Annotated in this window: 21 protein-coding genes; 12 read left to right on the forward strand and 9 right to left on the reverse strand. The window is 47.7% G+C overall.

Going from position 1 to position 21,549, the window contains the following annotated elements; all coding sequences use genetic code 11:
- Positions 1 to 8 precede the first annotated feature (8 nt).
- Positions 9 to 788, forward strand: coding sequence for a phosphodiester glycosidase family protein (locus ACSHX2_RS03035; RefSeq protein ID WP_435690441.1), 780 nt, complete (start codon positions 9 to 11; stop codon positions 786 to 788).
- On the forward strand, positions 788 to 1,402 hold the full coding sequence (locus tag ACSHX2_RS03040; RefSeq protein ID WP_435690443.1) for a hypothetical protein: 615 nt from the start codon (positions 788 to 790) through the stop codon (positions 1,400 to 1,402). Before ACSHX2_RS03035 ends, ACSHX2_RS03040 begins: the two co-directional genes overlap by 1 nt.
- A 13-nt stretch (positions 1,403 to 1,415) precedes the next feature.
- Here the strand turns inward: ACSHX2_RS03040 and ACSHX2_RS03045 are convergent, their stop codons facing one another.
- On the reverse strand, positions 1,416 to 1,814 hold the full coding sequence (locus ACSHX2_RS03045; RefSeq protein ID WP_435690445.1) for a hypothetical protein: 399 nt from the start codon (positions 1,812 to 1,814) through the stop codon (positions 1,416 to 1,418).
- Positions 1,815 to 1,988: 174 nt separating this feature from the next.
- Between ACSHX2_RS03045 and ACSHX2_RS03050 the strand changes: the two genes are divergently transcribed.
- Together ACSHX2_RS03050 and ACSHX2_RS03055 are read left to right on the forward strand one after the other, a co-directional pair.
- A complete protein-coding gene (locus tag ACSHX2_RS03050; RefSeq protein ID WP_435690446.1) occupies positions 1,989 to 2,915 on the forward strand; it encodes a hypothetical protein in 927 nt (308 codons plus the stop codon).
- 107 nt (positions 2,916 to 3,022) lie between these two features.
- A complete protein-coding gene (locus ACSHX2_RS03055) occupies positions 3,023 to 3,295 on the forward strand; it encodes a type B 50S ribosomal protein L31 (protein WP_435690448.1) in 273 nt (90 codons plus the stop codon).
- A 66-nt stretch (positions 3,296 to 3,361) separates the two neighbouring features.
- Here the strand turns inward: ACSHX2_RS03055 and ACSHX2_RS03060 are convergent, their stop codons facing one another.
- From ACSHX2_RS03060 to ACSHX2_RS03070, 3 genes are read right to left on the reverse strand one after another with little or no spacing between them, the layout of a single operon-like run.
- Positions 3,362 to 4,009: a hypothetical protein gene (locus ACSHX2_RS03060; RefSeq protein WP_435690450.1), complete on the reverse strand. Its 648-nt coding sequence runs from the start codon at positions 4,007 to 4,009 to the stop codon at positions 3,362 to 3,364.
- 51 nt (positions 4,010 to 4,060) lie between these two features.
- Positions 4,061 to 4,471 (reverse strand): hypothetical protein, encoded by a 411-nt coding sequence (locus ACSHX2_RS03065; RefSeq protein WP_435690452.1) that lies wholly within the window; start codon positions 4,469 to 4,471, stop codon positions 4,061 to 4,063.
- 35 nt (positions 4,472 to 4,506) lie between these two features.
- Positions 4,507 to 5,049 (reverse strand): 8-oxo-dGTP diphosphatase, encoded by a 543-nt coding sequence (locus tag ACSHX2_RS03070; RefSeq protein WP_435690454.1) that lies wholly within the window; start codon positions 5,047 to 5,049, stop codon positions 4,507 to 4,509.
- A gap of 126 nt (positions 5,050 to 5,175) precedes the next feature.
- Here ACSHX2_RS03070 and ACSHX2_RS03075 point away from each other — a divergent pair, with 126 nt between their 5' ends.
- Both ACSHX2_RS03075 and ACSHX2_RS03080 read left to right on the forward strand, forming a co-directional pair.
- On the forward strand, positions 5,176 to 6,051 hold the full coding sequence (locus ACSHX2_RS03075; RefSeq protein ID WP_435690456.1) for a metal ABC transporter substrate-binding protein: 876 nt from the start codon (positions 5,176 to 5,178) through the stop codon (positions 6,049 to 6,051).
- Entirely contained in the window at positions 6,051 to 7,208 is a 1,158-nt protein-coding gene (locus ACSHX2_RS03080; protein WP_435690458.1) for a hypothetical protein, read from the forward strand. The genes ACSHX2_RS03075 and ACSHX2_RS03080 overlap by 1 nt, the downstream gene beginning before the upstream one ends.
- A gap of 49 nt (positions 7,209 to 7,257) precedes the next feature.
- On the opposite strand, the gene ACSHX2_RS03085 is transcribed toward ACSHX2_RS03080, so the two are convergent.
- Genes ACSHX2_RS03085 through ACSHX2_RS03100 form a run of 4 tightly spaced genes read right to left on the reverse strand, consistent with a single transcriptional unit; the run spans position 7,258 to position 12,064 of the window.
- A complete protein-coding gene (locus ACSHX2_RS03085) occupies positions 7,258 to 8,853 on the reverse strand; it encodes a SpoIIE family protein phosphatase (RefSeq protein WP_435690460.1) in 1,596 nt (531 codons plus the stop codon).
- Positions 8,854 to 8,909: 56 nt separating this feature from the next.
- Positions 8,910 to 10,487, reverse strand: coding sequence for a SpoIIE family protein phosphatase (locus tag ACSHX2_RS03090; RefSeq protein ID WP_435690462.1), 1,578 nt, complete (start codon positions 10,485 to 10,487; stop codon positions 8,910 to 8,912).
- Positions 10,488 to 10,544: 57 nt separating this feature from the next.
- Positions 10,545 to 11,378, reverse strand: a complete 834-nt coding sequence (gene mazG, locus ACSHX2_RS03095) for a nucleoside triphosphate pyrophosphohydrolase (RefSeq protein WP_435690464.1) — start codon at positions 11,376 to 11,378, stop codon at positions 10,545 to 10,547.
- A 5-nt stretch (positions 11,379 to 11,383) separates the two neighbouring features.
- Positions 11,384 to 12,064: a rhomboid family intramembrane serine protease gene (locus ACSHX2_RS03100; RefSeq protein ID WP_435690466.1), complete on the reverse strand. Its 681-nt coding sequence runs from the start codon at positions 12,062 to 12,064 to the stop codon at positions 11,384 to 11,386.
- 298 nt (positions 12,065 to 12,362) lie between these two features.
- Here ACSHX2_RS03100 and ACSHX2_RS03105 point away from each other — a divergent pair, with 298 nt between their 5' ends.
- The 6 genes from ACSHX2_RS03105 to ACSHX2_RS03130 all read left to right on the forward strand — a co-directional run bounded on the left by ACSHX2_RS03105 (position 12,363) and on the right by ACSHX2_RS03130 (position 21,354).
- Positions 12,363 to 13,742, forward strand: a complete 1,380-nt coding sequence (locus ACSHX2_RS03105) for an LptF/LptG family permease (protein WP_435690468.1) — start codon at positions 12,363 to 12,365, stop codon at positions 13,740 to 13,742.
- Between the two features lie 142 nt (positions 13,743 to 13,884).
- Positions 13,885 to 14,517, forward strand: a complete 633-nt coding sequence (locus tag ACSHX2_RS03110) for a TetR/AcrR family transcriptional regulator (RefSeq protein WP_435690470.1) — start codon at positions 13,885 to 13,887, stop codon at positions 14,515 to 14,517.
- A gap of 6 nt (positions 14,518 to 14,523) precedes the next feature.
- On the forward strand, positions 14,524 to 15,903 hold the full coding sequence (locus ACSHX2_RS03115; RefSeq protein ID WP_435690472.1) for an efflux transporter outer membrane subunit: 1,380 nt from the start codon (positions 14,524 to 14,526) through the stop codon (positions 15,901 to 15,903).
- 17 nt (positions 15,904 to 15,920) lie between these two features.
- Positions 15,921 to 17,066 carry an efflux RND transporter periplasmic adaptor subunit gene (locus ACSHX2_RS03120; protein WP_435690474.1) on the forward strand — a complete coding sequence of 382 codons (1,146 nt, stop codon included), beginning with the start codon at positions 15,921 to 15,923 and terminating at the stop codon, positions 17,064 to 17,066.
- Positions 17,067 to 17,091: 25 nt separating this feature from the next.
- Positions 17,092 to 20,223 (forward strand): efflux RND transporter permease subunit, encoded by a 3,132-nt coding sequence (locus ACSHX2_RS03125; protein WP_435690476.1) that lies wholly within the window; start codon positions 17,092 to 17,094, stop codon positions 20,221 to 20,223.
- Positions 20,224 to 20,448: 225 nt separating this feature from the next.
- Complete coding sequence (locus ACSHX2_RS03130; protein WP_435690478.1) at positions 20,449 to 21,354, forward strand: DapH/DapD/GlmU-related protein; 906 nt, start codon at positions 20,449 to 20,451, stop codon at positions 21,352 to 21,354.
- Positions 21,355 to 21,408: 54 nt separating this feature from the next.
- On the opposite strand, the gene ACSHX2_RS03135 is transcribed toward ACSHX2_RS03130, so the two are convergent.
- Entirely contained in the window at positions 21,409 to 21,540 is a 132-nt protein-coding gene (locus ACSHX2_RS03135; protein ID WP_435690479.1) for an entericidin A/B family lipoprotein, read from the reverse strand.
- Positions 21,541 to 21,549 lie beyond the last annotated feature (9 nt).

Here is a 21,549-nt window from a genome sequence, read left to right on the forward strand (position 1 = left end):
CTCGTCTGATGACGCGCGTCCTCTCCATAGTGTTGCTAGCTAGCAGCTTGACCTCTCACGGCCAAGACGCGCCTCGTGCTATAGTCATTAACGATTCCTCGCCTGTAAGCTCGCCACCTAGCTACCACCGAGTCAGTTCGAAAGGAATCACTCTGCACCTAGTTAAATTCAACAGCCGCGACTATCAACTCACTGTCGTTGACCAAAAGAATGGCCCCAGCAGTGAATGGAGAGATTCCGCTAGCCTAGGAAAAGCACGCAAAGCCTACGCAGTAATCAATGCTGGCTTCTTCACACCTCAAGGCGCCCCGCTCGGTAAGCTCATCACCTCTGGAGTCTCACGCGGTGAAAATAACTCTAGCTCGCTCGGCAGCGGATTTTATTTTTCAAACACAGCACATGCTGGGATCGCTCGCCGCGCATCGATGAATGATGTCATCAACAAAGCCAAGCCAACCCAGCTACTACAAACTGGGCCAATGCTCAGCTATCATGGAGCCGCGGTTTCTGGACTCTCTAACGAGCGTAGCCGCACCCGTTCATTTCTAGCCAACGATGGAGCAGAGCAATGGCTCATAGGCTACGCCGAAACAGCAACTCTTGCCCAGCTAGGGAACGCGCTAACAGGAAAAAAATTAGCTGACGTAACTATCCAAAACGCTATTAACTTAGACGGTGGTCGTTCATCCGACCTCTGGATATCTCACTCCGTCAGAAATGGCAAAAAAACCTTCCGAGCACTATGGAATAAGCCTGTGCGCAACTTTCTCGTATTAGAAAAAAATTGATGATCCGCGTACTCGCCATTCTCTTGACCACCGCTGTATTCGCTCTCGCGCAATACCAAAAAATCGACGCTCCAGTGAACGCTGATGGTCGAATGCTTTCGTTCCACATCTTTCACTTCGACGCCACAAAGAACAAAGTTCAGCTCCACAAAAATCCAACAAGCCTAGAACAGCCGCTCAACCACCAAGTTCATCTGGCCGCCGTTGCCCTCGGAGCTGCGCCTGATTCTCAGGCCTTCACATTAGAAATTCACAACGGGGCTCTTAAAATATCGAAAGCCAATAAGGCTAACAAGAGCTCCACTCTCATTGGGCCTCAACTGCTGCAAGCTCAATCTCCCCAACCAAGTCTCGATAATAGCAAGTATGCACGCCGAACATTCTTACTCCACGATGGAAACAAACGCTGGGCGATCGGTTACGCACCATCACTGAGCCAAGCGCAGCTCGCCACCGCTCTCGCCCACATCTCAGCGAACGGCCCGGTCCGTTACACAGCAGCCTACCAACTCAATGCCGGAAACCCCTCTTCACTCTGGATCCGCAACGAAGGCTATCAGCCCTTCTACCTGAAAGAGCTCTCTCGCCCTCACGCAGGATTGAGCATTAAGTGAGAAACCTCCTCTTTTAGGACAACTCTGGAGGGCGAGTTTTTAAAGCAGCCAACTCGGACCCCAGCCTTGAAATCACTCGCGCTTGGTAAAAGAGTAGCCCGATCAATAGCAGCGGAGTAATGAAAATCAAGTAACTCACATACTTTCCCATATGGTGTCCGCTTTCCTTATACGGGTGTGATTCAGTGTGAGCGATGTACTCAACCGAGTTCTGTTTCAGAACCGAAATCAATAGGTCATCCTCGGCCGCTACATAAGGTAATTCCGTGCCAAAAACTTGGCCATCCTTGGTCTCATAGGTGAAATCAATGTCACCATATTTGTAGAGATCAGCTCTCGCTATATTCTGAGCTTCTAGCTCTTCAACGAAACTCCCAAAAGTTACTTTCTGAAACACTTTATCCTTAGACATACTATTACCTAACAATCTCATGCGCTAACGGTCACTTCAAAAAGCAAAACACCAGTTACCTTTGGCATTAGCTGAAGCCATACGTCAGCGGAGAATCCCCTAGCCCTCACAGCCCTCGACTTCGAGATTGCATTTTCACCTAATTTAAGGAAACTTAATTATCTCTTTTCCCTTATGGCTGCTCGTCCCCGTAAAACTACATCACGCCGTCGCTCTCACGGAGCTGCGCGCCGTGCTCAGCGACCAAACTTGTGGGAATCGATCCAAGGAGCAAACAAGCGCGCCCAGCAGCGCTCCAATCAGCGCACATGGCGCCGCCAAGGCTTAACCTCAGTTCATGCGGCAATAGCAGACACCTATGAGGATGACTACGCGTTACCCACTCGCCACCTCATTCTGCGCAGTCTACTAGCGTTTCTTTTACTCATCCCGAGTGCCATCAGCACTCTCGCCCTCTTCACGATCACTGAGCACACAGGAGATAATCAGTTCTGGTCAAACATCGCGCAGTCGCGCCCTTTCCTATTTTTTGCCGTTGGTTGCTTCCTCATGGCTGGTTGGTTTTACTCGAAGCTGTTCAGTCAATTTTTCCTCTACCTGTACGTGCTCGGTCACGAGCTGACACACGTGATCTTCATCTTCATGTGTGGAGGAAAAGTATCAGGCTTCAACGTCACACTCGACGGAGGTTATGTGATGACGAACAAATCCAACATTCTCATCGCACTCTCCCCCTATTTTGTACCCTTCTGGTCGTTTATCGTGCTCGCTATTTCAGCTCTAATAAAGCTCTTCTGGGATATCCCCTATCACAACTACGCTCTTTATCTGGCGATTGGAGCGACCTGGACTTTCCATCTCGCCTACACGATCTGGATGATTCCCCGAGACCAACCTGACCTTAAAGAAAATGGAACCTTCTTCTCATTGGTAATCATCTATCTGGCAAACGTCCTACTACTAGCGATCATGCTATGTCTCGTCCCTGGTGGCCTCAGTTTTAAAAGCTACGCAGTCCACTGGGTTAGCCTCTTTAGCCACTTCATGGAGTTTTCTGAAGTCCTTATGCGTAAAGCCGCTCAAGTTGCGCAAAAAATATAGCAAGTAAAGTTCTCGCTGATGTTTTGCTAAATAGTTGACAAGGGAGTCGATCTTTGCATTCTCCCCATCCCGCCGCGACGGAAACGTGGCACAACCATATCAATACCATGAAAGCTGATATTCATCCGGATTACCACCCAGTAATCTTTCAAGACATGACTTCCGGTAAGCGTTATATTACACGCTCTACTAAGAAGTCCGACGTAACTGAAACTATTGACGGCGTAGACTACTTCGTTGTCTCAATGGGCGTTACTGCAGACACTCACCCGTTCTACACTGGCAAGTCTACCTTCGTTGATACCGAAGGTCGTATCGACAAGTTCCAGAAGCGCTTCGGTGCGGTTCGCCGTGCGAAGAAGCCTACGCTCAACGCGTAGTTCTGCTATTAAGCAACTTTTCAAAAAGCTCTTCGAGATTTCTCGAGGAGCTTTTTTTACGCCCTCTCATAAGCCACTAAAAAACTGTAGCCGCAAGCGCTCTCCCCCGAGGTCGTAGTAAAGAACACAGAGCGATTTTGAATCTGGCACCAGTGAGTAATGTCGCGCAAATTCCGGCTGCCATTTCAGCTCCTTCCAGCAATGTACCGTTAAATGGCAAACATGGTTTTTCGTATCAGCTCGCTCAACCAAACGCGACTTACCAGCCCCTACCGCAACACGCTTTCCTCCAGCCACCTTTAGTGAATAGCGACGAGTAGTCTGATTCGCTACCAGTACTTCCCCCTTTTGAAGAGCACTTATCTCCACAGGAAATGCTCGATAACCCACTCCCTCTGGTTGTAGTAAAATATAGTACTCCCCATTTCGCGAGATCATGAACTCAACAATCGAGTTTTCACCTCGTAATAGGCGAATCACACCATCACCTTGATAAGCGATAGCATCGCTACAGCGTAAGCTGCTAAGCAGAACATGATCAGCACCTAACTCAAGTGTAACCGCATCCTGGATGTGCTTTACAGCTTGGACCTGTGAGGCTTCGGTCAGCAAGGCTCTCATCGGCTCTGGCTTCCACACAAGGAAGCGTAAGCGCGCTTCGATCACGCGCTCTTGAGCGTACAACGACGACGCCAGAAAGAGAAAAGCAGCCACACACTTGCTAAACATAGCAAGAATCTAACAACTCCTAGCAGTCAGTACAAGCTACATCTTGCTGAACTGAATCTCCGCGCATTCCCCACCATTGAACCACAAAGTAAGCTCAACGTCTTCATAAGCAAGACCACGGCTAGCCTCAACCTTTGACGGGCCGATCTTCTGAGTATCTAGAAAAGCCTGTGCTTCTTCACGCTTCATCCCGATCACTTTTTTACCCAGTAATGTCACTTCAGGGCTAGCTACTTCAATCGTAGTAAGTTGAAAATCCTCACTCTCATCAAAGTTGAGAGAGATTCCCAAATCCCAATAGTGCCACGCTTCTGAGATCTCATCGCCAAGATCGACCTCATCGCGCTCATCAGGCACATTAAGCACAGCTTCTACCTCACTACGGGTCGCTCCAAAGGGTAGATCCGCGAGCCCCTTACCTAACATGATTTGCTGTGCTTTACTCATGCTCGCCACCCTACACAGAGAACCTCTACGGTCAACTATTTGGCCAACTCAAGTGGACAGCCAATCCATAACTCGCTGGCACTCTCACCAAACTGTACATCCTTCCAAATGACGTCTTGCTCCTCAAACTTGAATCGCCCATTAAATTTCTGCCCATCTAACATCTGAGGTAACCAATGGCGGTCATCCGCCCACATAAGGTCGAACGGGATTTCAGTGATACTTGTCCACAGAGGGTTCGCCTCACGTGTCGCCGTAGGCTCACCGTCAAAACTCTCTGCCATATACACATGGCAATGAATATCTGGAATGTCTGACATAGCGAAATGCAGCTCGCCCATTTTCACTGGATCATGCGGGGTAATGTGAAGCTCCTCTTGGCACTCGCGTATCACCGCCTGCTCAGCACTCTCACCTGGATCAATCTTACCGCCTGGACCATTGATCTTTCCTTGACCAATCCCAGTGAGCTTCTCGATCAACAAGATCTGACCATTTTTGACGATGAACATCAATGTCGCAGGAATCTCAGCCTGCCAGTTTTCCCAATCAATCGGACTTCCTTCATGCGTGCTCATTGAAGCCCAAGCTAGGTAGTATTTCCCCCATCGACAAGCATGACATCTTAAATGCAAAAAATAACAATTGCAACTTTATCGCATTTAAAACTTGAAGATGCAATAGAGTTGCAGATATACAAAGGCATGAAACTTCTAAGCCTCCTCACCCTCATAGCTACGGCATTAGTCAGCCAAGCTGAACTTAAGGTTGCCACGCTCAACCCCTTGCTTGCTGACCTCGCCCGCCATGTTGGAGGCCCCCAAGTAGAAGTCGTTGATCTACTAGGGCCAAACGGTGACCCACACACCTTCCAGCCATCACCAAGTAAACTAGCCTCCGCAAAGGGCGCTAAGATTTACTTGGCCTCAGGTAAAGATCTCGAACCAGCCCTTCCAAAGCTAAAATCCATCCTAGCAGGAAAGGCTATAATCGTCGAAGTCGGCCGCGACATACCCTCGCTCCGTATATCTGGGAGTTCAGCAGTCTACGCTTGTTGCCCGAAACATTCCGTCGGCGCTCTTGATCCTCACTGGTGGCAGAGCATCGAAAATTGGCGACGTGCTTCTAGTATTGTAGAAAAAGAGTTTTCCAAAGCTGACCCAGCCAATGCAGCAACTTACAAAGAGAATTCTAAGAAATACCGTAAAGAGCTCTCAGACCTAAAATCATGGAGTAAGAAGCAAATCTCAACGATCCCTAGAAACCAACGTAATCTGGCCACTGCACATGCCGCTTTTGGCTATTTCTGTAAAGAGTTCGGATTCAAATCCATTCCAATCCAAGGCCTCAATAAAGAGCAATCTGCATCGCCTCAATACGTGGCGGAAGCAATCGAAGTCATTAAAAAGAACCACGTCAAAGCACTCTTTCCAGAAAAGGGTGCGAACACTAAGAGTTTACAAACTATCTCCAAAGCTACTGGAGCCAAAATCGCTGGACCGCTCTACGCAGACAGCGCCAACTCTATCATTGGCATGTTCCAATATAATATCGAAACCATCGTTAAGTACCTCAGATAATGAAAAAGACATTCTTACTCATCCCCCTGTTAACAGCTACAGCCACTGCTTCACCAGATTTTGAAATCAACCTAAATGCTCACCTCGATGTGGCTATGGGAGCCGCTAGTATCGATGAAGATATCTTAGCTGCACACGCACACGACCCTAACGATGAGTTCACTCTTCAAGGACTAGAGATGTCACTCTCAGCAAGCTACGGAGAATACCTCGCAGGTTTTGTTGCTTACAATGTTTTTACGGACCTCGAGAACCAGCTAGATGGTGAGCTCGAAGAGGCATTTCTTAAGCTCCAAAACCTACCCGGTGGCTTTGAGCTACGTGGTGGACGCTTTCTAAATCGTGTCACATCTCAGAACAACCAGCACCTTCACTCCTGGTACTTTGTCGATGCTAACTTGATCACTTCCCGCTTCCTAGGAGACGAAGGGCTCATCTCAGACAGTGGTGAAATATCCTACATACTCCCCTTCGAGCACAGCTCGCTCATCACTGTAGCCTTCGGTAATGCTCTCGCTCATGAACATGATCATGGCCACGACGAAGATGAAGATCATGATGAACACGAAGATCATGATGAGCACGAAGATGAGCACATCGAAGGTGAAGAGGCTCTAGCCTCTGACGATATACTTACGATGCGCTGGAAAGGAATATACTACCACACAGATTTCCAGAGTTACACTTATGGCGCGAGCTTCCTAACAGGTGACAATGGTTTTAATGAACGCACTAACCTCTACGGAGCTGATCTTACCTACTTGTGGAGAGAGAACGGACTTGAAGCCGGAGGAAAGCACTTCAGAGCTACAGGCGAACTCGCCTATCGTGACTTCGACTATAAAAGTGCAGACGGTGATCTAAAAGGCTCAGCTGACGAATGGGGTGTTCACACCGGTGTGGGCTGGGGCTTCAAGGAAGACTGGGAACTCGGTGCACGCTATGGCTACCTCCAAGGTGTCGGCGGCGCTATAGAAGGTCTCCCTGAACGCCACCGTACATCACTAGCGCTCACTCGAGCTGTCACAGTCAATGATTACCTGAGTGGCCACGCTCGACTTCAGTATAACAATGATTGGTTAGAGGGTTACGGCAACGAAAATTCAATTTGGCTCCAGTTCCAGATCGACTTCGGCAAAGGTGGCGAAGTCCGCTAAGTAGAAATAATATCTATCTCCTATGATACTTGGCTAACACTAAACGGTGTTAGCCATTTTTTATGACATCAAAAGCAAACATACAAACATCGTCTCCATACCCATCAGAGGCGTTGAACTCCTTAGCCGAATGCATCAATAAATGAAGCGCCTCATCCGCATCGAGTTCAGGATGCTCATTAAGTATTGAACACAGTCCATCGACACCGATTTGCTCACCTTTGGCATCCTCTACCTCGTATATTCCATCGGTGAACATGATCAGCTGATCTATTTCTGATAGAGGCAGTGTCTCAGCTCCATAGGGAGCCTCAGCCATCAACCCTAATGCAGGGCCCCTAACGATTCTCTTAGAGGATAGTACCTCGAACTTACCATTCCTTTTAATAAAGGGCATCGGGTGACCAGCACTCGCATACTGAAATGTTTCCTTTTCTAAATCGACCACGGCATAAAAGGCGGTCGCGAACATTTGAATCCCGGCATGATTTAAAATTTTTGCCAGTGAATCATTTAACCCGTAAAGGAACCAATCTGCGTCGCCAGATGCGTCACGCTCCTTTTCCACTAGGCCTCGTAGCATAGCCACCACCAGTGATGCACGAACTCCATGCCCCATAACATCACAAATTAGCACCCCTACTTTGGTGTCACTAATCTTAAGGTTCTCGAAGAAATCCCCAGCCATTTCACTATCAGGAAGATAACGAGAACTAAATTCTACACCATAGCGGGTAGCTGCTTTATTACGCGGAAACGGGAGGGGCGTGGAATCAATGACTGAGTACTGAATCTGCTTCGCAAGCTCCAGCTCTTGAGCGTATTGCTCATTTCTCAACTTCAGCTCATCAGTCACATCGGCCAAGCGCATCTGAACATTTACGATATCTGAAACATCGCTAGAAACACCGAAGATACCCTTCACATTCCCATTGCGATCGTGCCAAGGAAGCTTTGTGGTGAGAACCCATGAATCTGGTTGATCCGCCCAGATCTCCCGTTCAAGAGATTCCTCTAAAGGCTCACCAGTTTCCATGATCTTCAACTCGTCTGCACGCGACTTATTAGCATGAGCGTCATCGAACACATCGTGATCACTTAGACCATACAGATCCTTCACCCTCTCATATCCCATCTTGTGAGCAAGACCAGTATTTACCATTACGAAACGTGACTCAGTATCTTTAAAATAGATACTACTAGGGATATTCTCGATGAGTTGATGTAAAATATGCCGTTCCTCCTCGAGAGCAAGTTCCGCATTTTTACGTTTGGAGATATCAATCATCGACCCAGCCATTCGCAAGGTCTCACCAGCACTATTCCGAATACATGCACCACGTATCCTCAACCATGCCACTGTTTGGTTCGGCCGAATGTAACGGCAATCAATTGCAAAAATCTCCTCGCCGTTCGGTACTAGCATTCTAGCTAGCGCATGCTCGAATTTCGCCAAATCATTTTCATGGAAGTAGCTCTCTGGCTGCATGAAAATGTTAGGAGCGTCCTCTCCATCGTCATATCCTAAAAAGCTAAGAACCCTATCAGAATAGCTAACATACTGCTCGCATAGATCCCACTGCCATATGCCTTCGTTAGAAGCGCGCAGGGCTAGTTCATATCGATCATCTGGAGGAGCCTGCATTCTTACTATCAAAGCTTTCTAAAAGAATAGATGCAATAAGAAAGCGGGAGCGGATCCTATTTAATTTTACAGGATAGCAAGCAAACGTCATCGTCAAACCCCTTACCACGCACCCATTGAATAGCCTCATCACATAGAATATCTAGTGTACCCTCTCTTTTAAGTTTAGCAATTTCCAGAACAGCATCCTTGAAACGTTTTATTCCCCACTCAGCTCCATCCTTATTCGCTGACTCATAGATTCCATCCGTATACAGGATAAATTCGGAAACATCCCTCAGGTCATACGTACAAGCTTTGTATTCAGCTGTATTAAAAAAGCCAAGGGCGGGACCACAGGCCTGCTTGCAGTGTAATAAATCCGCCCCATCCCTCGAGAGAATCAATGGATAATCATGACCTGCACTAGAGACGCGTATCACCTCTTCATTAAAGTCCACCATGAGATAACAAGCCGTCGCAAACATATCCACACCAGTAGGACCTAGGATACGGCATAGCCCTTCATTGATCTTCTGCAAATATTCAGCTGGCTGCTCAACAAAGTCACTAGCCTTCTCCATTAATCCTCGAATCATGGAGACCACCAATGCTGAACGGACACCGTGCCCCATAACATCACAAATAAAGAAACCTAGCTTGCCCTCGGCTATCGAGAGCACATCGTAATAGTCACCGGCCAATTCCGTCGCAGGTATATACTTAGCTTCTACCTCAGCCTTGTCCCTTACTGAAGCGATGCGCTCTTTCCAGCTTTCATCACTTTCGGGTAACAATGCCTGTTGAACCTCTCTAGCTAAACCTAACTCTTCTTGGTAAAGCCGGTTTCGAGCTTGGAGATCGAGTGCTACCTCCTCAAGCTTTTCCTGCGCATCGAAGATCATCGTTACATCAGTAGAAAATCCAAATGTTCCTGATAACCGCCCACGGCTGTCGTACCACGCTTGCTTCACCACTTGCACAAAAGTGTCTGGCCGATCTATCCATTTTTCACGCTGAATTTTACCTAAAATAGGTTCTCCAGTTTTCATCAACCTCTGCTCGTCTTCAATAGAACGCCTCCAGCCCTCCTCAGCGTAGAAATCAGCATCGGACTTCCCCAAGATTTGGTTCTCAGATTCACAACCTAACCAATGGGCTTGCCGCTTATTAACCATAGTAAAGCGCGACTCTAGATCTTTAAAATACACTTGTACCGGCACGTTATCAATGATCAGTCGGAGCATCTCACGTTCTTCTTCCAGAGCAGCTTCAGCACGCTTTCGCTTAGTAATATCAATCATAGAGCCAGCAATTCGCACAGCTTCGCCATGCTCCCTCACGACCACTCCTCGAACACGAATCCAGCGAGTCCTTCCGTCTTTGCGCACCACTCGGCAATCCACGGCAAAAAGCTCCTCGGCATCATCCATAAGAACAAGATCAAGCATGTGCCTGAAATACGCCACATCCTCAGCCAACAAGATCGACTCAGGAGCAGTCATCAAGTTTGGCGCATCCTCATCTGAGTAACCAAAGAAAGTTAAAACTCGCTCTGAATAATAAATATCCTCTGAGCCAATGTTCCAGTCCCAGATCCCCTCATTCGAGGCTTTTAAAACAAGATCTAAAATTTCTTGGAATGAATCTCCCATGTCTAACGAACCATAAAGCCAAAAATGTCTATGAATAGCAACCTCAGAAGTGATTCGTTATCTCTCACCCTCCTCTTGAGAACTCTTAGCGGCTTGCCACTCATCCTCCATTTGCTCTAAGCTGGCAGCTTCCAGAGAGACTCCTTTTGCGGAAAGCTGCTGTTCTACGATTTCGAAACGGTAGAGGAATTTATTGTTCGTACAGTCTAGTGCTACCTCAGGATCCACCTTAAGTTTACGCGCTAAGTTGACCACGGAGAACAGTAGATCTCCGACCTCCGCTTCCAGAGCAGCCGATGCTTTATCTTCTTTCAATAAAGCAATTTCCTCTTCGACTTCCTCTAACTCCTCTCGAACCTTCCCGATCACCGAAACAATCTCAGGCCAATCAAAGCCCACTTTTGCAGCTTTCTTCTGTAGCTTAAGCGCTTTGAGTAACCCTGGTAGCCCATCGCCAACTCCATCGAGATATGGCCTCTGCTCTACACCTTTCTCCTGCCGTTTAATTGCCTCCCATTGGTTAAGCACTCCTTCTGAACCAGCAACTTCGCTTTCCCCATAAACATGAGGGTGACGCCTAACTAGTTTTTCAGAGATCCCAGCAGCCACATCATCAAAGCAGAAATGCCCATTTCCCTCAGCAATTTCACTGTGAAACACCACCTGTAAAAGCAGATCTCCTAGCTCCTCTTTCATGTGATCTATGTCGCCACGCTTAATCGTGTCCACAGTTTCATAGGCTTCCTCGATCAAGTTTGAAACGATACTCTCATGAGTCTGCTCAGCATCCCATGGGCAGCCTCCCGGAGCCCTCAACCGGTGCATGATCGCACGTAGTCTCTCCATCTGACGAACGGGTTCGCCATTCGTCATCATTTCATCATCAGTCATTACTATTAGTCTTTGTTAGAAACTCGATGAAGAGTTTCTCGTTCTGCATCAGTGAGCGAATGCAGGCCTTCGGCACTCACTTTGTCTAAAATACGGTCAACCTCTGTAGTATCCAGATTCAGCTTTGTCCGCGGTCTCACTTTGGCTTGATACGGACCACTCTGAGCGGCTTTTTTTACAATGGTTTGTTTCGTTCCAATACGGTCAGCCCAACCCAGCGCACGTGGAAATTTCATTAAGAAAAAACCAATTAAAGCCCCGCCCAAGTGACCGGCTTCCCCGCCGGCATTCCTCCCGGTCACAAGTATTGAAAATAAAGCCAAGCCTAACAAAACCCATGCTAATGTGCGCATTTTCATGGGAATTGGGGGAATCAACAACATCACCTGCATGTTCGGCGCTATAACGACAAGTGCCGCCAGCACCCCATAAAGCCCAGCAGAAGCTCCGACAATATAACCTGGGTTGACTAAACCGAAATACACCAAAAGATAATAAAACAAGCCTCCTGCCACCCCACATATTAGGTAGTATGCCAGATACCTGCGCATCCCCAATACTCGCTCCACAATTGTCCCAAAGAAATACAATCCAACCATATTCATCAAAACATGCGAAAGATTGGCATGTAAAAACTGGAAAGTAAGTAACCTCCAGACCTCGCCACTCCTCAGGGAATCGTTCAAGCTCACTCCGTAGTAGGAAAGGTCACCAACGACAAATGTACCGTAATAAGTAAGATACCCCGCTCTATCACTCCCGAAACCTATTATAAAAATAAGCAAATTGATGATTATCAGCCACTTTGTGACTGGACTCTCGTTTAACCTCAATTTGATTTGCTGCCAAAAGCTAGGCTGCCCACTTTCCTGATTTCCAAACATTCAAGCAAACCATTAGCAGGGTAGCCGTATTCTGCAATTTTAATCTCTAGATCGACTAAGCAGTTAGACCACATTCATCAGTCATACTCTCGAATTTAGGTTGCACATTGGCTATGCCGAAGACAACATTGACGGCATGCCCAAGGCGCTGCGCAACCTACTCTGGCCTTTTATCCTTCTTCTAGCGGGAGCTGTGGCTGCGTCCTATCTATGCCCAGCGGAGTCAGCCTTGGTTGCTGAGCGTATCATTGGCTATCCAGGATCAGTAGTTCCAGCCTATGAGCTCCGCCCTTGGCTCATAGGCATTGTCTGTTTTGTCCCCTTTATAACCTCGGTAATCTACCGCTGTAGCGGCACACTGGACCGTTACACTATTAGAGTTTTTCTCAATGCCTTTGCTATCTGCTTTGGAGCACTTTTCATAGTGATGTTCCTAGAAGACATTCAAGACAACCTCTCAGACTTCAAAGAAAGCCCACGAATGTGGGAACTCTTGGCTAAGCACTACCTCGTTAAGCTGCCTGCTCTTTTGGTATTTATCCTCCCTTATTCCCTCATGCTCTCACTCCTCTGGGCGCTCGGGAAAATGTCAAAAAGCCAAGAAATCGTTGCAATGATTCAGACGGGAAGAAGCGTCACGAGAATCGTCGCTCCCCTCATAGGCTTCGGCTTGCTGACAAGCATAGTCTGTCTCATCTTTAACTATCACTGGGCCCCCTACGCCGACAGCCAAGAAAAAAGCATCCTCGAAGCAGCCAAAGGAATCGCTCAGACAGAAGCCAAACATGTAGCTTACCAAAACAGCGATAACACACGTCAGTGGTACGTAGGGTCCATCCCCTTCGACCACAGCCAGGGAGCTCCGCTACAGTCAGTGAGCATCTCCGTTCTTGATGATAAAAAAAGTCTACGCCAGCGCATCATAGCAGACACCGCGACGTGGTCACTAGACGATCGGAAATGGACTCTCACCAAACCAGTCGTCTTCGATTTTTCAACAGAAGGTGAAACGGTCACTCAGTACGAGTCACCACTAGTATATGACTGGCCTGAAACTCCATTTCAAATTATCAAGCCCGGCCTCAAACCTCCGTTTTTAGGGATTCCTGGACTCACGAGCTGGCTCGCAAACCATCGTGACCACCCACTCTCTGACCAGCGATCCTACCTCACGCATTGGCATTACCGTTTTGCCCACCCTTTTATAAGTCTGATCACTATATTACTGGCAGCCCCCTTAGGAATTGTCTTTAACCGGCGCGGGCTCGGTGGTGGAGTAGCCGTGGCTATTTTCCTCTGCGCTGGCATGATTTTTTGCTCTACAGTCTTCCCCACTCTTGGCGAATCTGGCCACCTCTCCCCCTTTATCGCGGCATGGGCTACCAATTTCCTCTTCACCTTTGTTGCTCTAATACTCTTCTACCGCAGGATCACTGGTCAGCCGATCTATCAAACAGTCAAAAGCTGGTTTAGCAGATAAAGCGCTACCTTTTGATGTATACGCTGCTTACTAATATAACATATCCTAAAGAACTCACCGTATTCCTGTTGGAATATTCAAATTTCAAAAACCAATTTGAAATTTTATTTGCGAATTTTTGCATGCATGCGAAAAGTCAGTAATGACTGTCAAAGATAAGATCCTCAATAGCGCCATCAAGGTCTTCTCTAAAAATGGATACCGCGATGCCAAAGTGGCTGAAATTGTACGCGGAGCAAAGGCTAACATAGCTGCGGTCAACTACTACTTCGGCTCCAAAGAAAAGCTTTTCATCCAAGTACTTAGACGCGCATTTGAAATCTCTCAAGAAACCTACCCTATCGACGGAGGGGGAGCTAAAAACGAGCCACCGAAGAAACGTCTCGCAATATTTGCTAGAGCTATTGTCGCGCGCACGCTCGACCCCGGGCCAGCTGGAGCATACAGCCGCATCATGGCCAAGACCTTGCACTCACCCGGAACGCCAATCGACACCATCTGTACTGAAGTCACTACACTCCAAGTCATACCACTCAGAGAAATTCTAACAGAGTACCTCGGCCCACAAGATGAGCACATCTACGGAGTAGCTATACTCAACTTCCTCAGCCTAGGAGCAATTGTAGCCCACCACCCCTACGTGATTAAGAAAATTTTTGGAGACAAGCCTGATATGGGCATCATTGACACCTTCATCGATCAGCAAGTAGCAGCTATCCTAGCCGCCACCGCCTCTTTAAAAACGGCCACCAGTGAACTACAATCCACTTTATAAGCGAGGATGAACAGAAATACTCTACCTTTCATCGCTCTAGCTAGCTCAATGACATTGTGGAGCTGCGTCTCTGCTCCTAAGGCTCTCTCTCCGAATGCTAAAGCATCACTAGACATCCCTGCGCGCTATGATGCCACTGAGCCACCAGTCCCTGAAATAGCAGAAAATTTACTCACCATTTTTCCCGATGCAAAACTCAAAAACTACATCAACAAAGCCCTCTATAATAACCCAGACCTTCGCTCCAGCGCGGCACGCTTGGAAGAAGCTGGCTTCAATACTCGTCGAGCTCAAGCAGGTCTCAGCCCAACGGTCGATGCAACAGGCGCTGGCGCCAGTTCGCGTTCAAACCCGACAGGACTTAGCACGATCGAGACGGAGCGCTACACGGCGCAGTTAGACGCGCGCTGGGAATTAGACGTCTGGGGCCGCATTCGCGCCGGCATCAGCGCCTCAGCTAGTGACCAATCTGCCGCAGCTGCAGATTATGCCTCAGCTCGTCAGTCCATCGCAGCGCAGACAGCACAAGCCTACTTCGAGCTACTCAGAGCCTCCAGCCTGCTCGACCTAGCACAACGAAGGCTCGTTTCATTTCAAAAAACATACGATCTCGTAAACCGCAGGTTTGAGGCAGGAACTGCAGATTTAGGTGCATTAGATCTAGCCCGGACTGACATCGAAAACACCAGATCTCTTGTTGCTCAGAGCAAGGACACCCGCGACCAAGCTGCGCGCCGTCTGGCTACCCTAACAGGTGCTTACCCCACCAACTCTGCATCTGCCACAGTCTGGCCATCACTAGCTAGAAATGTTCGCCCTAACATTCCATCCACGCTCCTTATGAAGCGTCCGGACATAGATGCAGCCTACCAACGTATCCGAGCAGCCGACTCACGAGTCACTGTGGCGCATGCTGAACTTTATCCTGATTTCACGCTTACTGCTAGCTTCGGCCAACAATCAAACATGCTCAAAAAGCTTGCAGACTCTAACTTCAACGCTTGGTCATTACTAGCCGACATTAGTGGTCCGCTCATCGACGGCGGATCGCGCAAAGCAGAATTAGGTGCAGCTAACGCCAGAGCGAAGCGAGCTCTAGCGGACTATCAATCCATAGTCCTCAATGCCTTTTCAGAAGTTGAAAATGCACTAGGCTCTGAGACCTATCTACGACAACAATACTCAGCTACCTCAAAGGCTCTCAAAGCAGCTCAAAGCGCTGAAAACCGCAGTCTCAGGAGCTATGATTCTGGTCTCATCAATATCCTCGACTTGTTAGAAGTCCAAAGGCGCACCTTCGCGACCGAAGAATCACTCATCAATATTCGCTCACTGCGTTACCAAAATCGTGTTTCCCTGGCGCTAGCACTGGGTAAAGCGATCTAACTTTTTAGCATCTTCACATGAAAACCGTTCTCAAAATTTTTCTACCAATTCTTCTGATAGTCATCAGCGTTTACGCAGCTAAAGGCATTGTTGCTAGCAAGAAGCCTCTGCAGAGTAAGCAACCTCCAACGATTATCCCCACAGTTTCTACCATTATTGTAGACACAGAAAACCACAGCCCACCAGTGCATTCCTACGGCACTGTAAAAAGTTATTTCGAGACCAGTCTTAGTCCTCAAGTAAATGGCCAGATCATCTACGTTGCTCCTAAATTTAGAGTAGGTGAAATTATAAGCACAGGCACCACCCTCGCAAAAATTGACCCAACTGACTACGAAGCTATTCTAGCTCGAGAATCAGCGGCTTTAACGACTAACCAGAGAACTTTAGAAGAAGAGATCATTCGCGCCAAACAGGCAGAACAAGACTGGACCGCTTCAGGCAGAAATGTAGAAACAGCCTCACCCTTTGTACTGCGTAAACCGCAACTTGCAGCAGCTAAAGCAAGCATAGCTTCATCGAATGCCTCCATAAGAAAAGCCCAAGCTGACATCGACCGCTGCTCTATTATAGCTCCCTTTGATGCGGTCGTTGCATCACGTGAAGCCTCACTCGGAAATTATGCCACAGTCCAGACTACTCTTGGGACTCTAGTCGCAACCGAGCACGCAGAAGTTCGACTACCTCTAACACCAGAGCAGGTCAACCGTATCGATCTTCAGAAGCTAAAATCCGAAAGCATCAACATCACTCTAACTAGTCCGACCAAGCCACTTGCCACATGGAATGGCGTACTCACGAGAGTCGACCCAGTCATAGACCCTCGCAACCAAGTGATCTTCGTTATCGCGGAAATCCACAAACCCTATGATGGTGAAACCCCTCTTCCAGTTGGTACTTTTGTAAACGCCTCCATCCCAGCCTCACCAGTGGACTCAGCTCTAAAACTACCAGAGGCAGCCGTGATCAACGACAGTTTCATATGGGCTGTAGGTAAAGACTCTAAGCTCATACGCGTCCCCATTTCACGCGTCTATAGCTATGACGCATTCGCCTACGTCACTCTCAATGACTCAAAACTGAGTCCCCCACTGCGTATCATTTCTCGCCCACTCACGAACTTCCGTGTGGCTATGGAAGTGAAGCTAGAAAACGCAGAATAATCGAACTCAGTAACTTACCTTTTCGATGAATCCATTGCAGAAACACCCTTTTATCACATGGTTTGCCTCCAACCCCGTGGTCGCGAACATTCTCATGTTCTCCATTTTAGCTGCGGGGATTTTCACAGCTTTCACCGTACGTAAAGAAGGCTTCCCTGCGTTTGCTGCTGAATCTGTGCGAGTCACAGTACCTATTCGTGGAGGAACTCCAGAAGACGTGGAGCGCGGTGTTGCAATCAAGATTGAAGAGTCATTGCAAAGTGTCGACGGCATTGAACACATCCGCTCAGTTAGCTCAGATAACCTTGCCTCCATCACGATCCAAGCGAAAGAGAACTATCCTATCACCAAACTTCTCGATGATGTAAAAATCCAAATCGACGCAATTCCTAGCTTTCCAGAGCAGGCAGAAAAGCCAGTCGTTGTCGAAAACAAACGCACCAATGAAGTGCTCTGGGTGGAACTCTTTGGTTCTGCAGACGAAGCCACACTTAAAGAAACTGCACGTAAGCTCAGAGACGTTCTGCTAACCAAGGATGCCATCTCAAAAGTCGAGACCATCGGTGACAGGGAGTATGAAATTTCCATTGAACCATCAGAAGAGAAACTAAGACTCTACAATCTCACATTTTCTGAACTCGCAGACGCAGTATCAAACAACTCGATAGACCTCGGTGGTGGCGTGATCCGTTCGGCACGCGGAGACATATCCCTTCGCTCTCGTGACCAGGCCTACCTCAAGGCTGACTTCGAAGAAATTCCTGTTCGAACGAATGCTGACGGAACCCGTATTTTCGTTAAAGACGTAGCTCAAGTCCGCGATGCTTTCATCGATCAAGACTATCTAAACAGATTCCGCGGCAAACCTTCCGTGAGCGTTCGCGTCAAAACAGAAGGTAATGATGACATCATCAAAGCAGTCCAACAGACCAAGGAGGCAATCGAAGAATTTAAAATCTCACTACCTGAGGGAGTAGAAGTAGCTGGCTGGTATGACGGGGCGACAAACATCCGGGACCGCCTCAAGCTACTAGCTCGAAATGGATTCACCGGCGTTCTATTAGTATTCCTAGTCCTCACCCTGTTCCTCAACTTGCGTCTCGCGTTTTGGGTAGCATTGGGCATCCCCATTTCACTGGCAGGAGCCTTGGCGTGCTTCCCTATCGCAGGAGACTTGTCGGTAAACGTCATCTCAGCATTTGGCTTCCTCATTGTGTTAGGAATTATTGTTGATGATGCCATCGTAATAGGTGAATCCATCTATTCAGAGAAAGAAGAGCAAAAAGAAATCACTGATAGTGAGGGCTATATCCGCTCTACTGTTAGAGGTGTGAGCAAAGTCGTCACCCCAGCTACATTTGGAGTAATCACGACCATTGCGGCCTTCTTACCCCTTACTCAAGTAAGTGGACGAATGGGTAATGTTTTTGGCCAAATCGCCACAGTCGTCATTCTCTGTCTCATTTTCTCACTCATTGAGTCTAAACTCATTCTACCCTCCCACCTTGCACACATAAACGTGCACAAGAAACCCCGGAATAGGATCAGCAAGCTCTGGGCGAAATTTCAAGGCGCTCTTGCGCGGGGACTACAATGGCTCATCGATAGGATCTACCGTCCCGTTATTCTAAAGCTCATACCATGGCGCTACGCTGTACTAGCGGCCTTCATCGGTATTTTCATTTTGGTGATTAACCTCTTCCCTGCAGGAATTCTCAGATTCGTATTTTTCCCCAACATCTACCAAGACAACATCACCGTCACTATCGAGTTAGAACAAGGGCAATCTGTTCAGTACCTGCACTCCTGTGTCGATCGAATCGAGGACGCAGCTCAAGAGTTAGGTGCCCGCTATGAAGCCGAATACGGCCACAACCCATTTATTGAAATCCAAGCTAGCTCGTCCACTAACACTGCCGCCTCTGTAGTTACAGAGCTCTCTCGCTCTACTGAACGGAACTTCCTCCCTACAGAAAAAATCACCCAGGACTGGCGTAAATTAGTCGGCTCCATTGCAGGCTCTCGCTCACTCAACTTTGCCAACAAGGCGGGCCCTCCCGGCGGCGATTTCGTCATCAATCTAGAAAGTGACAACCTGCTAGAGTTAAAATCTGTTGCTGATCAACTCAAAGCTGTCGTTGCCACCTATCCAGGTGTCTATGATGTGTTAGATACATTCGATTCTGGAAAACCTGAAATCATCTACTCGATCACTCCTGAAGCACAAGCAGCAGGCTTTACTAAACGAGATCTCGCCCTCGGGGTGCGTGACGCCTTCTACGGCCGTGAAGCTCAGCGTGTGCAGCGAGGGCGCGAGGAAGTCCGAGTAATGGTCCGCTACCCCATCGCCGAGCGTGACTCACTCCAAACTCTGCGTGACATGCGTATCCGTAAACCAGACGGAACATCTGTACCGTTTTCACTTGTTGCAGATACGGAGTTTTCTGAATCCCTTGCATCCATCGAGCGCTATGACAACAAGCGAGTCGTGGCGGTTGAAGGTAATATTGATAAGGCTGTTACGTCCTCAGATGAAATTCAGCAAAAACTCGAGAAAGAATTCTTCCCAGAGATGCTGGCAAAGCACCCAAGTATCTCTCTGAGTACCAGCGGAGAAGTCGAACAGCGTGGAAAATCCATGGGTTCTTTAATCACAGGATTCGCCTTCTCTATTGTATTTATATACATCCTTATAGCCATCCCACTTAAAAGCTACGTCAAGCCGCTGATTATCATGTCAGTTATTCCTTTTGGAGTTATTGGAGCACTCCTAGGTCACATCATTATGGGGATTCCAGTCTCCATCTTATCCATTTTTGGCATACTCGCACTCTCTGGTGTCGTAGTGAATGACTCACTCGTGTTAGTCTGCCGTATTGATGATCTGCAGAAAGAAGGGCTAAACCTATTAGACTCAGTGAAGCGAGCTGGAGCCGACCGCTTCCGCGCTATTCTACTAACCTCATTGACCACATTCTTTGGCCTTTACCCCTTGCTCTTAGAAAAGGAAGTACAAGCCCAGTTCCTAAAACCAATGGCGGCCTCACTCGCTTTCGGGATCTTATTTGCAACACTCATTACATTGGTCTTACTCCCTCTGCTCTTACTCATCGCTAAAGATTTTAAAGACAAAACTCTCGCCTATATTCGGCTCTAAAAGACTAAATTCTTGAAATTTGATACCGCCCACCCAGTCAACTCATCTGAGAATTTGGTTCATTGTTATTAAATCTCTCTCTCCATCATGAGAAAGTATGAAGCACATTTGATGACAAGAACCCTTGCTATTTAAACCTTCCAGACTGTTCTCAGTTATTAAAACTCAGATACCTAGACAGTCTGAAAATATTCTGCTAGAATGACTTTTTAACACATTAATAAAATGGAAGCTGTCATTCAAACCCCCTATCACGAATCTCTCTGTGCACCAATCACCACCGGCCATCACGTAGCCGATATCCTCATAGCTAATATACGCCTGAAAGAGCTCATGGCTACAGAGCTACGTCGTTCAGGCTTCCAAATTATTGAGCTGTCACAAACAAATGGAGCAACAGTTCACCTGCCTCTCGACCACTGGATAGATGTCGGCGCTCTTTGTTTACTAGCTAGGGAAGATTCAGGAACCTGCCTCTATGACAGCGATGGAGATATCGTGGCTTGGAAAGGTTGTGATGAAGCAGACCAATGTACTCGTAAACTAGTGACCGAAGCGAACTGCTTCCGTATGCGCTATCCATGGGAAATTCTCCAAGTAAATTCAGCAGTCCTTGCGGCACTTCCTAAAAATGATATTCAAGGAGCCGTCAGCCCACTTGCTGAAATAAATGGAGTAGTCCACGTAGGCAAAGGAACAAGAATACTACCGGGTGTGGTCATTGAAGGAAATGTCGCGATCGGTGAAAACTGCCGCATCGGTCCGAATTGCTACATCAGAGGCAACACAAGTATTGGCGATAACTGCACCATAGGGAATGCGGTAGAAATTAAAAACTCGCTGATTGCCCACCATACATCAGTTGCCCACCTCTCCTATGTCGGAGATTCTATTCTTGGCTCATACATTAACTTAGGACCAGTAACTATCTTATCGAATACGCGTCACGATGGGAAAAATCACACCTGCGTTATTAATGGAGAGGAAATGGACACTGGTTTACAAAAACTCGGAGCATTTCTCGGTGACGGGGTACGTACTGGCCCAAATACGGTTATCCAGCCAGGTATTCGTATTGGCAATGCTAGAACGACCTCTGCAGGAGCTATCGTTACCTCCGATATGATGTAAAAAAGCGCTAGGGTCTCCCCTAACGCTTTGTACATTTATATTTTCAGAAACGGATTAACGCTCAGCGACATTAGTCAGAGCTTGTCCACCTGCACTGATGTCACGACCGACGCCTTCGACTGTCTGACAAGAAGCAAGACCCAATGCGGCAATACCGAGTAAAGAGAGTAGAATAATTTTCTTCATAACTCCGCA

It is taken from the genome of Rubritalea sp., assembly GCF_051252225.1.
In the GTDB taxonomy this organism is placed as follows: Bacteria; Verrucomicrobiota; Verrucomicrobiia; order Verrucomicrobiales; family Akkermansiaceae; genus Rubritalea.

Coding starts and splice junctions, on each gene's coding strand:
- ACSHX2_RS03080 (WP_435690458.1), top strand. CDS start 6,051: ATGAAAAAGACATTCTTACTCATCCCCCTGTTAACAGCTACAGCCACT.
- ACSHX2_RS03125 (WP_435690476.1), top strand. CDS start 17,092: ATGAATCCATTGCAGAAACACCCTTTTATCACATGGTTTGCCTCCAAC.
- ACSHX2_RS03090 (WP_435690462.1), bottom strand. CDS start 10,487: ATGGGAGATTCATTCCAAGAAATTTTAGATCTTGTTTTAAAAGCCTCG.
- ACSHX2_RS03070 (WP_435690454.1), bottom strand. CDS start 5,049: ATGAGCACGCATGAAGGAAGTCCGATTGATTGGGAAAACTGGCAGGCT.
- ACSHX2_RS03040 (WP_435690443.1), top strand. CDS start 788: ATGATCCGCGTACTCGCCATTCTCTTGACCACCGCTGTATTCGCTCTC.
- ACSHX2_RS03075 (WP_435690456.1), top strand. CDS start 5,176: ATGAAACTTCTAAGCCTCCTCACCCTCATAGCTACGGCATTAGTCAGC.
- ACSHX2_RS03050 (WP_435690446.1), top strand. CDS start 1,989: ATGGCTGCTCGTCCCCGTAAAACTACATCACGCCGTCGCTCTCACGGA.
- ACSHX2_RS03120 (WP_435690474.1), top strand. CDS start 15,921: ATGAAAACCGTTCTCAAAATTTTTCTACCAATTCTTCTGATAGTCATC.
- ACSHX2_RS03045 (WP_435690445.1), bottom strand. CDS start 1,814: ATGTCTAAGGATAAAGTGTTTCAGAAAGTAACTTTTGGGAGTTTCGTT.
- ACSHX2_RS03130 (WP_435690478.1), top strand. CDS start 20,449: ATGGAAGCTGTCATTCAAACCCCCTATCACGAATCTCTCTGTGCACCA.
- ACSHX2_RS03085 (WP_435690460.1), bottom strand. CDS start 8,853: ATGCAGGCTCCTCCAGATGATCGATATGAACTAGCCCTGCGCGCTTCT.
- ACSHX2_RS03115 (WP_435690472.1), top strand. CDS start 14,524: ATGAACAGAAATACTCTACCTTTCATCGCTCTAGCTAGCTCAATGACA.
- mazG (WP_435690464.1), bottom strand. CDS start 11,378: ATGACTGATGATGAAATGATGACGAATGGCGAACCCGTTCGTCAGATG.
- ACSHX2_RS03035 (WP_435690441.1), top strand. CDS start 9: ATGACGCGCGTCCTCTCCATAGTGTTGCTAGCTAGCAGCTTGACCTCT.
- ACSHX2_RS03135 (WP_435690479.1), bottom strand. CDS start 21,540: ATGAAGAAAATTATTCTACTCTCTTTACTCGGTATTGCCGCATTGGGT.
- ACSHX2_RS03055 (WP_435690448.1), top strand. CDS start 3,023: ATGAAAGCTGATATTCATCCGGATTACCACCCAGTAATCTTTCAAGAC.
- ACSHX2_RS03110 (WP_435690470.1), top strand. CDS start 13,885: ATGACTGTCAAAGATAAGATCCTCAATAGCGCCATCAAGGTCTTCTCT.
- ACSHX2_RS03065 (WP_435690452.1), bottom strand. CDS start 4,471: ATGAGTAAAGCACAGCAAATCATGTTAGGTAAGGGGCTCGCGGATCTA.